At 68.3% G+C, this 11935-nt stretch carries 11 protein-coding genes; 6 read left to right on the forward strand and 5 right to left on the reverse strand.

The window, feature by feature from the left end:
• Positions 1 to 335: 335 nt before the first annotated feature.
• The 4 genes from HR086_RS05000 to HR086_RS05015 all read left to right on the forward strand — a co-directional run bounded on the left by HR086_RS05000 (position 336) and on the right by HR086_RS05015 (position 4473).
• Positions 336 to 755: an STAS/SEC14 domain-containing protein gene (locus HR086_RS05000; RefSeq protein ID WP_141642807.1), complete on the forward strand. Its 420-nt coding sequence runs from the start codon at positions 336 to 338 to the stop codon at positions 753 to 755.
• Between the two features lie 155 nt (positions 756 to 910).
• On the forward strand, positions 911 to 1321 hold the full coding sequence (locus HR086_RS05005; protein ID WP_141642806.1) for an STAS/SEC14 domain-containing protein: 411 nt from the start codon (positions 911 to 913) through the stop codon (positions 1319 to 1321).
• A 453-nt stretch (positions 1322 to 1774) separates the two neighbouring features.
• Complete coding sequence (locus HR086_RS05010; protein ID WP_174465009.1) at positions 1775 to 3076, forward strand: cytochrome P450; 1302 nt, start codon at positions 1775 to 1777, stop codon at positions 3074 to 3076.
• A gap of 329 nt (positions 3077 to 3405) precedes the next feature.
• Positions 3406 to 4473: a fatty acid desaturase family protein gene (locus HR086_RS05015; RefSeq protein ID WP_141642804.1), complete on the forward strand. Its 1068-nt coding sequence runs from the start codon at positions 3406 to 3408 to the stop codon at positions 4471 to 4473.
• Positions 4474 to 4576: 103 nt separating this feature from the next.
• On the opposite strand, the gene HR086_RS05020 is transcribed toward HR086_RS05015, so the two are convergent.
• A complete protein-coding gene (locus HR086_RS05020) occupies positions 4577 to 5572 on the reverse strand; it encodes a DUF4846 domain-containing protein (protein ID WP_174465010.1) in 996 nt (331 codons plus the stop codon).
• A gap of 207 nt (positions 5573 to 5779) precedes the next feature.
• Between HR086_RS05020 and HR086_RS05025 the strand changes: the two genes are divergently transcribed.
• On the forward strand, positions 5780 to 6379 hold the full coding sequence (locus HR086_RS05025) for a CDP-alcohol phosphatidyltransferase family protein (RefSeq protein WP_174465011.1): 600 nt from the start codon (positions 5780 to 5782) through the stop codon (positions 6377 to 6379).
• A gap of 7 nt (positions 6380 to 6386) precedes the next feature.
• Here the strand turns inward: HR086_RS05025 and HR086_RS05030 are convergent, their stop codons facing one another.
• Entirely contained in the window at positions 6387 to 6608 is a 222-nt protein-coding gene (locus HR086_RS05030; RefSeq protein WP_141642801.1) for a hypothetical protein, read from the reverse strand.
• Positions 6609 to 6674: 66 nt separating this feature from the next.
• Positions 6675 to 7325 carry a hypothetical protein gene (locus tag HR086_RS05035; RefSeq protein WP_254626183.1) on the reverse strand — a complete coding sequence of 217 codons (651 nt, stop codon included), beginning with the start codon at positions 7323 to 7325 and terminating at the stop codon, positions 6675 to 6677.
• A 262-nt stretch (positions 7326 to 7587) separates the two neighbouring features.
• Between HR086_RS05035 and HR086_RS05040 the strand changes: the two genes are divergently transcribed.
• Positions 7588 to 8904, forward strand: coding sequence for a thioredoxin domain-containing protein (locus HR086_RS05040; protein WP_174465013.1), 1317 nt, complete (start codon positions 7588 to 7590; stop codon positions 8902 to 8904).
• Positions 8905 to 8923: 19 nt separating this feature from the next.
• Here HR086_RS05040 and HR086_RS05045 read toward each other — a convergent pair whose 3' ends face one another.
• Entirely contained in the window at positions 8924 to 10135 is a 1212-nt protein-coding gene (locus HR086_RS05045; RefSeq protein WP_174465014.1) for a murein transglycosylase A, read from the reverse strand.
• Between the two features lie 140 nt (positions 10136 to 10275).
• Positions 10276 to 11634, reverse strand: a complete 1359-nt coding sequence (locus HR086_RS05050; protein WP_174465015.1) for an amidohydrolase family protein — start codon at positions 11632 to 11634, stop codon at positions 10276 to 10278.
• Between the last annotated feature and the right edge of the window lie 301 nt (positions 11635 to 11935).

Consider the following 11935-nt stretch of genomic DNA (forward strand, 5'->3'; position numbering starts at 1 on the left):
CCATCACGCCCTTCGTCCGAGCCCGAGCCGCCCCGCCGGCACCCCGCCGACAGCACCGCGACACCCAACACGAACACGACGAAGAACGAGCGGACCATGGGTGCCCGGCATGTCTCCAACCCTCCACGCCACCGTCAACCCACTCCGACGACCCACGGTTCTCACCCCAACACCCCCACCGGCACGTCGGAGGCCCCACGTCGGGTAATTCGTGCCCATTTGGAGAAAAACGCCCCTCTGGAACTCCAGGGACCAAACCCACGGCGTCCGTTTGCCTTCACCCCGGGAACGGGCGTTATCCTTCCGACAGACTGGACCTCTGGGTGGGGGATGACATGGTGGAGAAGGCTCGGGAGTGGAAGTACGGCGCGCATCGGGTTCGCATCGAGCCGCCAGACATCGCGGTGGCGACCTTCGAGGGCCCCATCACGATGGACGACGTGAAGCGCACCTCCGAAATCTACAAGGAGGTCTTCACCGTCCTCGGCCCCTACTACATCCTCGCGGAAATCGGCCGCTCCCAGATTGAGGCCGCCGGCCGCCGCTACCTGTCCGAGAACAACCGCTCCGAGTGGTTCAAGGGCTGCGTCTACGTCGGCGCCGACATCGTCCAGCAGACCTTCGGCAAGGCCATCTCCCTCGCCATGCTCTTCACCGGCAAGTCCAGCTTCGAGACCACCTTCGTCAAGACGCTCGACGACGCCCGCGCCTGGGTCCAGCAGAACCGCGCTCGCTCCCAGCGAAAGGCCGGCTGAGTCTCGCTTCACGGGCTGTGTGAAGTCTGACACCCCCGCTGTCTCCTTCCAGACCCAGGCCCCCTCCGAAAGTCCTGGTTTGGGAGGGAAGACTGGATTCTCGCTCCCTGTTGCCACGGGCGGTATGCTTGTGTCGTCAGCCCAAGGGAGCGCCCATGCAGCAACAGGAATGGAAGTTCGGTGCCCACCAGATTCGCCACGAGGCCCCGGACCTGGTGGTGGCCGTGTTCAGCGGCATGCTGAATCTGGAGGACATGAAGCGGGCCGTTGAAATCTACGGCCAGGTCGCCAAGAGCGGCGGCTATTACATGATTGCCGATATCGGCAACTCGCAGCTCCAGGCGGAAGCCCGCCGGTACCTGTCCGACAACAGCAAGGCGGAGTGGTTCAAGGGCTGCGTCTACGTCGGCGCGGACATGGTCCAGCAGACCTTTGGCAAGGTCATCTCGCTGGGCATGTTCCTGACGGGCAAGTCGGAGTTCAAGACGGAGTTCGTCAAGACGATGGCCGAGGCCCACGCCTGGGTGGAACAGCAGCGCCGCGCCAACCTCCGCAAGAGCGGCTGAGCGCACGCAGTCCGCCTTTTTCCGTCGTCTGCTTCAACCTTCGCGGTGGCCCCTGTCCGGGGCCCCGCCGCCCCCCCGGGCCCAGCTCGCGCCTGTAACCGGGTTGAGTGCCGTTTCCTCTCCGAGGACGCGCTCCCCGTACCCCTGGTGCCTGCTGGATTTCTCACAATCCAAGCCGATGCGACGTCCGTGCGTCCGGCCAACCCTCCGGAATCAGGCGGATTCTATAAATACTAAACCTTCGTGGTGTCACAAGAGACCAGTTTCACTAAAAAAATCGCACCATACTGGCATAAACCCAGGAAATTGAGGTATAGGCGGTCATTCTGGAGCCCCCATCGCGCCCGGTATTCCAAGTCAGGGCTCCGGAAGCCGGCTGTGCCCCATGCCTCAACCATCCTTTGTCCGAGCGGTGAGCTGGGGGGGCCCGCGCTCGAACTGACGAGTGACGCCATGCCCGTAACGGTTCAGAAGCAGGAAGAGACCGGTGTTCCGGCCCACGCCCCCGCCTCGCGATGCCCTCACCTGGGGGCGCAGTACAACCCCTTCGCGGGGCCGCACGTCGACAACCCCCACCCCTTCTTCGAGAAGCTGCGCAAGGAAGAGCCGGTCAGCTTCAGCCCGATGCTGGGCATGTGGCTGGTGAGTCGGAACGACGACGTCCTCCAGGTACTCAAGGACACGTCGCGCTTCTCCAACCGGGACATGCTGGTGAGCGGCACCCACCTCACGGAGGAGGCGAAGGGCATCCTCGCGCAGGGCTTTCCCATCGCCCACGTGCTGCTGGGCATGGACCCGCCGGAGCACACCCGCCTGCGACGGCTGATGAACCGGGGCTTCACCGCGCAGCGCATCTCCGGCATGGCGCCCTTCATCGAGAAGATGGCGCGCCAGCTGGTGGGCCGCTTCGCGCAGGAAGGTCACGCGGACCTGGTGGAGCAGCTGGCCTATCCGCTGCCCGCCCACGTCATCCTCGGCGTCATGGGCGTGCCGCAGGAGGATGTCTGGAAGATAAAACGCTGGAGCGCGGACTGGCAGCAGCTCACCTTCGAGCACGTCCCGCCGGAGAAGCAGCCGGAGATGGCTCGCGGCGTGATTGAGTTCCAGCGCTACTGCATCCAGCTCATCGAGGAGCGGCGCAAGGCGCCCCAGGAAGACCTCATCAGCTACCTGGTGGAAATCGAGGCCGACGGCGAGGCGCTCACGCTGCACGAGCTGGTGATGGCCATTGGCGCGTCCATGCTGTCCGCCGGCCACGAGTCCACCACGGCGATGATGTCCAACACCTGGAAGCTCGCCCTGGAGCACGGCCTCTGGAAGCGCCTGCGAGACAACCGCGAGCTCGTCCCGAAGTTCATCGAGGAGGGCTGCCGCTACGACTCCGTCCAGCACGCGATGATTCGCACCGCCCTGGAGGACGTGGAGGTCGGCGGCGTCCAACTGCCCAAGGGCTCACGGCTCCTCATGCTGTACGCCGCGGCCAGCCGGGACGAGTCGCTCTGCCCCCACTCGAACAAGCTCGACGTGGACCGCGAGAAGCCGCCCCAGCACCTCACCTACGGCCGTGGCACGCACTTCTGCCTGGGCGCGCCCCTGGCCCGGCTCCAGGCGCAAATCACCACCAACGTCCTCCTGGACGCACTGGAAGACCCGCGCATGGTCCCCAACCAGGACCACGGCACCTGGCAGAGCATCGTCCTGCGCCAGATGCGGCACCTGAAGGTGGAGTGGACGCCGTCCGCGGCTGTCCCGTAGCCACCGCCCCCGGGAAATCGGCGCTTCCCGCGCCTCCCCATCCATGTCATGAGCCGGGCCCTGCGGACCTTCATCGGTCTCCAGGGCCCGGCGCATGTCTGGGCTCTGACTTCAGTGGACCCGTGCCTCCCACAAGCGGTCCACTCGCACCCGGCTTCCGGCCAGAGTCGGAGTCACTGTCGACCCTCATGGGGTTTCGACGGACTTCACTTGGCTGTTTGAAACGGGCGTGCGTACGTTACAGAGAGAAATTTCTTGCCATACTGGCCGTTCTTGCGAGAAAGAGTCCTGGAATACCCTGCTTGCTCGTAAAGACGAAGGAGCCCCCCATGTACGCCGAGGTCATAGACGAAGCGGATGTGCAGTTCGCGCGGCGCGTCGATCGGCAGGCGCTGGCGAAAATGACCCGGGAGATGTCCCGTGTGAGCAACGTGAGGGCGCTGTGGGCGCTCGGCACGCAATGGCTCGTCATTGTCGCGGCGTTTGCCGCGGTTGTGTGGGTGGACCGGTGGTGGGCCTGGCCCATCGCGGCCCTGGTCATCGCCACGCGTCAGCACGCGATGCTCGCGCTGATGCACGAGGCGGCGCACTACCACTTCCTGTCGAACCGGAAGGTGGGTGACGTGGTGGCCGACTTCCTGTGCGCCTTCCCGCTGAACATGACGACGGCGGGCTACCGGCACCAGCACATGGAGCACCACCGCCACGTCAACACGGCGAAGGACCCGTACTGGGCCTCCATGCAGCAGGACCCGTCCTGGCACTTCCCGCGCACGCCGATGCGCGCCGCGGCGGTGTTCATGGGCGACGCGCTGGGCCTGTACGCGCCCAACCACCTCAAGGTGGTGTTGCCGTGGACGTACTGGGGCCGGCTCCTGGGCGGCGCGAAGCCCAAGGTCTCCGCCGCCGAGCACGTGCGCTACGTCATCTACGTCGCCGCGCTGCTCACCACACTGGTGATGACGGGCGCGTGGCTGCACTGGCTGCTGTTGTGGGTGCTGCCGACGACGACGGTGATGATGGCCTTCTTCCGGATGCGCGCGCTGGGCGAGCACCCGCTGGACGCCGAAATCAAGGGCGACGAGACGCGCGAGACGCGCGACGTGAAGGGCACGCTGCTGGAGAACTTCTTCGTGGCGCCGCTCAACTGCAACTACCACCTCACGCACCACGCCTTCCCGTCCGTGCCCTTCTACAACCTGCCCGTCATGCACGAGGAGTTGGACAAGGCGGGCATGCTCGAGGACGGGGTGAACCGCTTCGACACGTACCTGGGCAAGCACAACAGCCTGGTGAAGTACCTGACGCGCAAGCCCGCCACCGTCGCGGAGGCCCTGCCCGCCGCCACGCCGACGCCGACTCCGGCTTCGGGCGTGAGGATGCCGCTGCACTCGTAGCCTCGTGACGACGCACGCATCGCCCTGGCGAGCGAGGCGTTGGCCGCTGTCAGTCACCGTCGGGGTGGGGGCCCCGCGGAGAACGACAGGTCGACGACACGCCTCACGGGAAGCGACGCAGCGACGTCCACGGGAAGGGCTTCCAGAAGGGCGTGCTCACCGCGTCGGCATCGAGCGGGAACCAGGGCCCCACGGAGTCACTCCCCGAGGAGAGGACATGGAAGTCCTGGGCGGGCATGAACCCTTGCCCCAGGAGCGCCACGCGGCGGCCCCCCGCGTCGGCCGCCACGTCCAGCACCAGCACCGTGTGCCCCGGGCTGCCGCCCAGCACGAAGAAGTCCCCGCCACGCAGCTCGTCTCGCACGGGACGCCCCTTGGCGCTCTCCAGTGACAGCGTGCCCGCGTAGGTGAAGACCAGGTCCAGGTAGGAACGGAACGCCGCGCGAGAGCTGTCCGCCGCCGCGCTCCTCGCCCACGTCACCTTGGAGCCCGCGATGCGCGCCCGGTCTCCCGCCGCGTACTTCGGCCACGAGGCCAGGTGTCCGCTGGTGAAGCGATAGGCGATGCGCTCCCGTTGCTGACTGGACCACTGCCACTCCGCATGCAGCCGGATGATGGAGTCCGCGCACTGCTGGAGATTGGCCGAGCCGATGTCCAGCTCCGCCACCGCCGCCAGTCGAGCATCGTCGCCGGGCAACACCTCTCCGCCCCGGAAGTGCAGCACCGGCGTGCCCCGCGCGCGCAGGGGCAGGCCGCGCAGCCACGCGCCGAACGAGCCCGTCTCCAGCGTCACGCGCGTGTAGCCCTCCGGCGCGGGGATGGCGAGTTCCAGTGGACGGACCTGGGCGTCCTTCGCCAGCCAGCCGTAGCGCGCCAGCTCCTCGCGCGTGGGGGCGCGGGGCTCGGCGGAGGCGGTGGACTGCTCGGGGGCCCGTGAAGCCGCCGTCGCGAGCACCGTGCCCCGCAGGCGCGGCGCCAGCGGGCTGGCCCCCGAGGCTGCTGGCCACAACAGCGCCACCAGACAGGCCCGGGCGAGCCACGCCGCCCCGGTGCGAAGTGGAGAGGACGGGGAGAGGGGCGGACACTCGGATGCGGTCACGACGGGAGACTCCAGGCAGGTGGGGAGCGGCGCTTCGGATGGGAGGATTCTCGCCGCTCGAAGGTTCCCTCGCAGCCTCGCGTTTCGTGGAATGCGCACGCGCGTGAGGTCGCCTGCTCTCCGCCGGGGCGATGACCGACGACTCGACGACACCTCCTCCTCCCCGGCAGGTGCGTGATGACGCTCGTGCACTACCTTTGAACGAAGATGCGCCGCCAGGCGAGCCTCGTGCTGCTCAACATCCTGTCCCTGTCCCGCCTCCCCATGGCGGTGGCCTTCATCGTCGAGTCCGACGCGAAGGTGCGCGCGGCGCTCGTCGTGCTGGCGGCCTTCTCCGACTTCCTCGACGGCTGGATTGCGCGACACAAGGGCCTGGCCACGCGACTGGGCGCGCTCATCGACCCGGTGGCCGACCGCGCCTTCATGGTGACGGCCATCCTCGTCTGCTACCTCGACAGCCTCATCACCCTGCCGGAGGTCCTGCTGTTGCTGGTGCGGGACATCGGCACCGCGGTGGGCTTCATCGTCACCCGGCTGGTGCCGAAGCTGCGGCGGGTGGAGCTCAAGGCGCGGATGCTCGGCAAGGTGGTCACCTCGCTGCAACTGGTGACGCTCTTGTGCGTGCTGCTGTTTCCCCCCGCCGTGCGCCCGCTCGTCGCGCTCATCGCCGTGTTGTCGCTCGCCTCGGTGGTGGACTACACGCGCGCGGTGCTGCGCTCCCGGCGGAGGGCTCGGGGGGCTTCACCTGTCCCGCGCTCCGACGAACACGGGCCGCGGGGAACGCCTCTCCCCACGGCCCGTAAATAGAAGCACCTCAGCCCGGAGGTGGAGACGCGGAGTCTTGCGAATCCGAGAGCCCCAGGGCCCGGTCGCGCTCGGGGGATGCGGCGGCGCGCTCGCCTTCGCTCATCTCCGACCAGACATCGTCCAGGTCGTCCAACAAGGCATCCTCCTCGGGTGAGCCACCCTGTGGATTTCGCGCACGCACACTCTCGAACTTGCGCAGCAGTGCGCGGTATCGGTCAAAGGCCGTCATGATGGGAACCTCCCTGCGAGCGACGACGAACCTGAACGCGAGCGACTGACGGGTCGCTCCCGCGTCTCAATTGTCCGGGTCCTCCTTCCGGAGCACCGAGATTTCCACCGTCTCGTGTTCACCCACCATGTCCACCACCGCGCTGACGCGATCTCCCGGGTCCAGGTCCCGCAAGCCCACGCTCTTTCCGTTGCGCAGCACCCGCGTCCGCGGAGTCACCTCCAGCGTCAGCGGCTCTCCACTGTCCTGCGCGATGACGACATCGGGCGGAGCCACCGAGCGCACCGCCCCCGTGAAGGTGGCCATCACCACCGCCGTCCCCGTCGGTGCCGGCACGTTGGAGCCAGCGGGCGGCACGTCGTTCTCCACCTGTCGTGGCGCGGTGCCAGCGCCCCCCGTGCCGCTCGCCTGGGTATCCGGCTCGGAACCCGCCCGCGCCTGTGTGCCCGAGCCGCCCGTGCCCTGCGCCTGGGCGCCGACCTGCATGCGCAGCTTCGAGACCTCCTGACGGAGCTGGCGGACCTCCGCGCGCAGCCCCGACATGCTGTTCCACAGCTCGGACACCTCGGCGGGTGTCGGCGTCTGTCCTGACGGAGGCACCGGCTTCACTTCCGAGGGGGCGGCCGGCGGCCGTGCCTCCTCGGACGCTGACTGCGCCTCCGCCGTACAGCCCCCCGCGCACAGCATGAGCGACAGGCTCGCGACCACGACCGCCATCCAGGCAACCTTCCCTCGCATGAGGCACGGCCTCCCTTCCTCCACAAAGGTGGGGCCTGCCCGCTCATGGACAACCGCCGAAATGGCGGGCAAGCGCCCCGAGAGCAGGCCACCAGGGCAGCGCTGGATGGCCCTCTCCCCTGGAGTCAGGTGCTCCGGCCGACAGGTCGGCCTGACTCGCACCCAGGTCCTCGAAAAAGAGCGCTGAAACTTTCGGCGCGCTCGGCGCACTCCGTGGCGTCACTTTTCCAGGAGTCGTGTCGTGAGCAAGCCATCCGTATGGGTGAGCCTCGTGGTGGGGCTCGTGTTGGGATTCGTGGGAGGCCGCACGTCGGCGCCCGCCGCTGCCCCCAAGGGCACCACTCCCACGCCAGCCGCCGTGGCCCAACCCTCTGACCGCCAGCGCCCTCCCATCTCTCCCGTCGTCTACAAGGTGCCGGTGGATGGCTCGCTCATCCACGGCGAGGAGAGCGCGCTCGTCACGCTCGTGGAGTTCTCCGACTACGAGTGCCCCTTCTGTGCTCGCGGCCACGCCACGGTGAAGCAGTTGCAGCAGCGTTATGGCGACAAGCTGCGCGTGGTGATGAAGCACCACCCGCTGGACATGCACCCGCGCGCCCGGCCCGCGGCGGTCGCGGCCCTGGCCGCCGGAGAGCAGGGGAAGTTCTGGCAGTACCATGACGTACTCTTCGCCAACCCGAGGGCCCAGTCCGACGCGGACCTGGAGCGCTACGCGAAGGAGCTGGGGCTGGACGTCGCGCGCTGGAAGCAGGACCTGGCGGAGCCGAAGCTGGCCGAGCGCATCCGCCGGGATGAGGCGATGGCGATTCAGCTCGGCGCCAGCGGGACGCCGGGCTTCTTCGTCAACGGTCGCTTCATCAACGGAGCCCAGCCGCTGACGGTCTTCACCGGCGTGGTGGACGAGGAGCTGAACAAGGCGGAGGCGCTGGTGAAGGGTGGCGTGCCCAAGGCGGACGTCTACGCGCGCATCATCGAGCGCGGCGTGGAGCGCCCACCCGCGCCTCCCGCTCCGGCGGAGCTGCCCCGGCAGCAGGTGGAGGTGGGTGAGGCGCCCTCGCGCGGCCCCGCCAACGCGCCCGTCACGCTGGTGGCGTGGTCCGACTTCGAGTGCCCCTTCTGCTCTCGCGCGGTGCCCACGCTGAAGGCGCTGGAGAAGGAGTACGAGGGCAAGCTGCGCGTGGCCTTCAAGCACCAGCCGCTGCCCAACCATCCGAACGCGAAGCTCGCCGCGGCCGCGTCCATGGCGGCGCATGAGCAGGGGAAGTTCTGGGAGTTTCACGACCTCCTCTTCGCCAACCAGCGGCAGCTCGACCGGTCGTCGATGGAGGGCTACGCGAAGCAGGTCGGGTTGGATGTGACGCGCTTCAAGAATGCGCTCGACGCCCGGAAGTTCGACGCGCGCATCGACCTGGACTCGGCCGAGGGCATTCGGGTGGGTGCCCGGGGGACACCCACGTTCTTCGTCAATGGCCAACCCATCGTCGGCGCGATGCCCATCGACCACTTCCGTCGCATCATCGACGAGGAGCTGAAGAAGGCCGGCGTGGCCCAGCGCTGAGCCACCTCCGGGCCTCGCGTCACCGGGCTTCCACCACCGGGACGCGGGGCCTGGGCACCAGGAAGAGCAGCCGCCCCTTCTGCTTCATCATGCCGGCGGCCAGCTCCGCCTCGGGGCCTCGGCCCCAGAAGACATCCACGCGGCCCGCCCCCCGGATGGCTCCGCCCGTGTCCTGGTTGAACACGAAGCGGGACAGCGGCCTCCACTGCACCGAGCCATCCGCCATCTTCACCGGGTGGTCCGTGAGGATGAAGGCCAGACCGCCCTTGGGGAACAGTCGCGCGTCCGTGGCGATGGAGCGGCCCGGTGTCACCTCCCTGCCCAGCGAGCCCACCGCCGCGCCTGGCAGGAAGCGGAAGAAGACATAGGACTCGTTGTAGTCCAGCACGCGGTCGCGCTCGGTGGGGTTCGCCGCCAGCCACGCTCTCAACGCCTGCATGGACATCTGCTCGCGGGGAATCACACCCTCCTGGATGAGCAGGGCGCCGATGCTCCGGTATGGACGGCCATTCGACGCGGCGTAGCCCACGCGACGATCGCCGCCGTCATTCAGCCGCAGGGTGCCACTGCCCTGCACCTCCATGAAGAAGAGCGACACCGGGTCCTTCACCCAGGCCAGCTCCAGCTTGCGCGGGCTCAGCCTGCCGCCGCGAATCTCGGCGCGGTTCCAGTAGGGCACCAGTCGCTTGCCCTCCAGTCGCCCGAAGACGCGCTCTGACGCGAAGCGCTCCGCGAAGGGCTCCAGCGGCACCTCGATGAGGTCATCGGGCGCGGACAGCACGGGGACGCGGTACTCGTCGGTTCGCGACAGGCTCGCTTCGAGCACGGGCTCGTAATAGCCCGTGAAGAGCACGGTGCCGTCCTCGCCTCCAGCGGACTCGAGCAGGTCGAAGTCCTCCATCACCGCCTTCGACACCTCCAGCGAGGACATGCCGTCGGTGAGGCGCGCGCGCAGCCGCTCCAGGGCGGATACCAATTCTCCGGCCGTGACTTCGCGCGGGCCGTAGACAAAGCGCTGGTCCACCGGCCGCGTGCGCAGCCAGATGAGGCTCTGGTCCAGCGCGATGCGCAGGGACGCCGACTCGCCGTCGTCCACGAGCTTCACCGTGTCGGAGAACTCCACCAGTGCTTCCTGGGGACGGGTGACCGCTGGACGCGGCACGCGCGCACAGGAGGCGCAGACGAGGAGGAGCACCGTGAGCGAGACGCGTCGAGCGGACCGGGAGAGCATGGCCCCTGGTAACTACTCCAGCCGGAGCCCTCGCGACACTTCCGAGGAGCGTGCCGGAGGACGGAGGCTTCGCGAAACGCACGAGCGCGGCGCCATCGACGCGCCACCCCGCGTGGCTCCGAGGAGCGCTCCGCCAGCTCTCAGCGCGCGGGCGTCGCCACCGGGGACAGCGCTCCCTGGGCGTCCCCCACCACCTTGCCGTCCTTCATCACGAAGCGCACCTGACGCAGCGCCTTGAGGTCCTTCAACGGGTCGCCCTTCACCGCCACCAGGTCCGCGAGCTTGCCCGCCTCCAGCGTGCCAACCCGGTCCTGCATGCGAAGCAGCTCCGCCGCATTCGCTGTCGCCGCGCGCAGGACCTCCACCGGTGGAAGGCCCGCCTCACCATGGGCGGTGAGCGAGCGCATCGTGGACGCGCCACGCGTCTGCCCTGGCACCGCGAGGTACATGTCCGAGCCCGCCGCCAACCGCACGCCCGCCGCCACGGCTCGACGCGTGCGCTCATACCCCTTGGCCACGAGCTTCTGGCAGCGCTCCTTCATGGCGCGCCGCGCCTCCGCGTCACCCGCGTCCGAAGGAAACTCTTCACAAATCTCCAGCGGTCCCTCGGTGGGCACGAGGAAGATGCGCTTGCGCACCATCGGAGCCAGCACGTCATCCGGCAACGCATACCCATGCTCGATGGAGTCCACCCCCGCCTCCACCGCCGCGCGGATGCTGTCGTCCTTGGTCGTGTGCGCCGCGACCGGGCGCTTCACCCGATGCGCTTCCTCGACGATGACCTTCAGCTCCTCCACCGAGAGGATGTTGTGGCCATTGTCGACGATGACCTTGATGCAGTCCGCGCCGTCATACACCGCCTGCCGCACGGCACGGCGCGCCTCGTCCACGCCTGTCACGGTGACGTATTCCTGGTCGATGAGTCCCTGCACGGGCTGCTGGAGCTGCCCGAACTGTCCACCCTGCGGCGCGAGCGCGCGGGTACACGCGGAGATGCGCGGCCCCTCCACCCAGCCTCGCTGGATGGCATTGCGCAGCGCCACATCCCCATTCACACCGGAGTTGCCCACGTCCCGCACCGTGGTGATGCCCGCCTCCAGCAACTCGCGCCCCAGCTTCGCACCCATCAAGGCACGCTCGGCCGTGCTCATCCGTGCCACCTGCAGCTCCATGCTCGACCCATCCCCTCCCAACTCGAGGTTCGTGAGCAGGTGCGAATGTGTATCGATGAGTCCCGGCAGGAGGGTGACGTCCCCTAACTCGAGCACCCGCGTGCCCTCGGGAATGGCCAGGCCGGAGCCCACCGCCTGGATGCGATTGCCCTCGATGAGCACCACGGCCTTCGTCACGAGCTTCGCGCTCCTGCCGTCGAACAGCCTCGCCGCGCGCACCGCGACCCGCTCGGGCCCGGTCGCCTGCGCCCTCGCCGGAGCAGCCAGCCCCCAGGACAGCAGGACACCCATGCTCCACCACAACGAACGCCAGGAACCCAGGGTCATCGCGCCGCTCCTGAACGACAGGGAAGCCCCACGCTCGCCCTGCCGGACTGCGAAGGCAAGCACCGGCCCTTCGCGAGCCTGGGGCCCGCGCTCCGACAGAGCCCTCGCAAGGGGAACATCGCCGCGGCCGCCGCCTTCATCCTGGGTGCCGTGGCCGTGGATGGGTATTGCGCCAGTCGCCTCGGGCAAACCGTCCACCTGAGATGAACTCATTGCCAGATGAACGTCATTGCCACACGGCCCGCGACAACCTGACTTCCGTTGTGGTCACGTATAGGAGGTTTTCAGCGCCCACACCCCC

This window comes from Myxococcus sp. CA039A, from assembly GCF_013336645.1.
GTDB classification, from domain to species: Bacteria; Myxococcota; Myxococcia; order Myxococcales; family Myxococcaceae; genus Myxococcus; species Myxococcus llanfairpwllgwyngyllgogerychwyrndrobwllllantysiliogogogochensis.

What these genes read in the sequence shown, in the direction of transcription:
- HR086_RS05000 (WP_141642807.1), top strand. Translation starts at nt 336, where the DNA reads ATGGTGGAGAAGGCTCGGGAGTGGAAGTACGGCGCGCATCGGGTTCGC.
- HR086_RS05005 (WP_141642806.1), top strand. Translation starts at nt 911, where the DNA reads ATGCAGCAACAGGAATGGAAGTTCGGTGCCCACCAGATTCGCCACGAG.
- HR086_RS05010 (WP_174465009.1), top strand. Translation starts at nt 1,775, where the DNA reads ATGCCCGTAACGGTTCAGAAGCAGGAAGAGACCGGTGTTCCGGCCCAC.
- HR086_RS05015 (WP_141642804.1), top strand. Translation starts at nt 3,406, where the DNA reads ATGTACGCCGAGGTCATAGACGAAGCGGATGTGCAGTTCGCGCGGCGC.
- HR086_RS05025 (WP_174465011.1), top strand. Translation starts at nt 5,780, where the DNA reads ATGCGCCGCCAGGCGAGCCTCGTGCTGCTCAACATCCTGTCCCTGTCC.
- HR086_RS05030 (WP_141642801.1), bottom strand. Translation starts at nt 6,608, where the DNA reads ATGACGGCCTTTGACCGATACCGCGCACTGCTGCGCAAGTTCGAGAGT.
- HR086_RS05035 (WP_254626183.1), bottom strand. Translation starts at nt 7,325, where the DNA reads ATGGCGGTCGTGGTCGCGAGCCTGTCGCTCATGCTGTGCGCGGGGGGC.
- HR086_RS05045 (WP_174465014.1), bottom strand. Translation starts at nt 10,135, where the DNA reads ATGCTCTCCCGGTCCGCTCGACGCGTCTCGCTCACGGTGCTCCTCCTC.
- HR086_RS05050 (WP_174465015.1), bottom strand. Translation starts at nt 11,634, where the DNA reads ATGACCCTGGGTTCCTGGCGTTCGTTGTGGTGGAGCATGGGTGTCCTG.